The organism is Nonomuraea sp. NPDC003201 (assembly GCF_053590415.1).
This window is the reverse complement of sequence record NZ_JBSFTC010000739.1, coordinates 1-1,419: the sequence shown is the minus strand read 5'-3', so window position 1 is coordinate 1,419 and position 1,419 is coordinate 1. Positions and strand designations below refer to the sequence as shown.

1 protein-coding gene is annotated in these 1,419 nt (G+C 74.8%); it reads right to left on the bottom strand.

Annotated elements, in window-relative coordinates; genetic code table 11:
* Nucleotides 1-1,419, bottom strand: a 1,419-nt coding sequence (locus ACWDX9_RS63290) for an ATP-binding protein (RefSeq protein ID WP_449973449.1), incomplete at both ends; no start/stop codon positions are given.

The following is a 1,419-nucleotide window of genomic DNA, read 5'->3' as shown; positions in this document are numbered from 1 at the left end:
CGTGCGTGGCCAGCGCCAGGTGGGCCTGCCCGACCAGCAGCAGCGCCCGGAACTGCGGCGCGATCGCCGTCCCGTCCTCCATCGCGTGCCCGGCCGCGGCGTAGTAGCGCTCGGCGGCCCGCAGGTCTCCCTCCTGGCGGGCCAGATGGCCCAGCTCGACCTGCGCGAACGCGACGTTGCGGGCGGGCGTCCCCCGGCCCTCCGGCGCGTCGATCAGGCTCCGCAGCACGGCCCTGGCCCGCTCCACGTCCCCTTCGCGCACCAGGATGGAGGCCTGCCAGACCCGCTGGTGGGCGACGTCGGCCTCGGGGTTGAGCTCGAGCAGCAGCCGTACGGCCTCGTCCATCGCCTCCTGCCCCTGGCCGAAGTCCCCGAACACGGCGTGCGTCTCGGCCAGCGACGTCAGCGCCATCGACAGCCCCCACCGTTCGCCGGCCTGCCGCAGCTCGGCGCAGCCGGCCAGCAGGTCGGCCCGCGAGCCGGCCATGTCGCCGCCGTTCTCCTTCAGCGCGGCCCTGGTCACGTAGAGCATGCCGCGCGTCCACGGGTCGGGGTGCGCCAGCCGCCGCTCGATCACGGCGAAGCCGAGCTCGGCGTCGTCGGTGAACAGCGCCAGCGCCGGCTGCAGCATCGCCAGCACCGGATGCCCGGCCTCCTCCCCTTCCTGGAGGCTCGCGGCCCGGCGCAGCTCGCGCGCCGCCGAGGCGACCATGGTGTGGCCGCCGTCAAGGCTGGCGTTGATGATGTGGACGGCGCTGGCGATCAGCCGCTCCCGCGTGGGCGTCTCACCGGGTACGTCCAGCGCCCGTCCGATCCAGCCGGCCGACTCGGCGCGGGTGCCGCGGATGGTCCAGAAGATGCCCATGGCGGCGGTCAGGCGGATCGCGGTGGTGGCGTCGGCGCTGTCGACGGCGTAGTGCAGCGCGGCCAGGATGTTGTCGTGGTCGGCCAGCAGGCGGGCGATCCAGGCGAGCTGGTCACGGCCGCGAAGCCGCGGCTCGGCGTGTTCGGCCAGGTCGCGGAAGTAGGCGGCGTGCCGGGCGCGGACGGCGGCGATGCGGCCGTCGGCGGCCAGGCGTTCGAGCCCGTACTCCCTGATGGTCTCGAGCATGCGGTAGCGGCCGTCGTCGGCGGGCTGGACGAGGGATTTGTCCACCAGCGCGGCGACGAGGTCGAGGCTGCCGCCGACGTGTTCGGCCGCGGCCAGGTCGAACCCGCCGGCGAAGACCGCCAGCCGCTCGGCCAGCCGGCGCTCGGGGCCGTTGAGCAGGTCCCAGCTCCAGGCGACGACCGCGCGCAGCGTCTGGTGGCGGGGCAGCGCCGTACGGCGCCAGGCTCCTGACGGGGCGCACGCAGTGGACGGACAACCTCGTCCGGCCGGGCATGCTGCAGGTGATGTTCCTGCGCAGCCCGATGGCG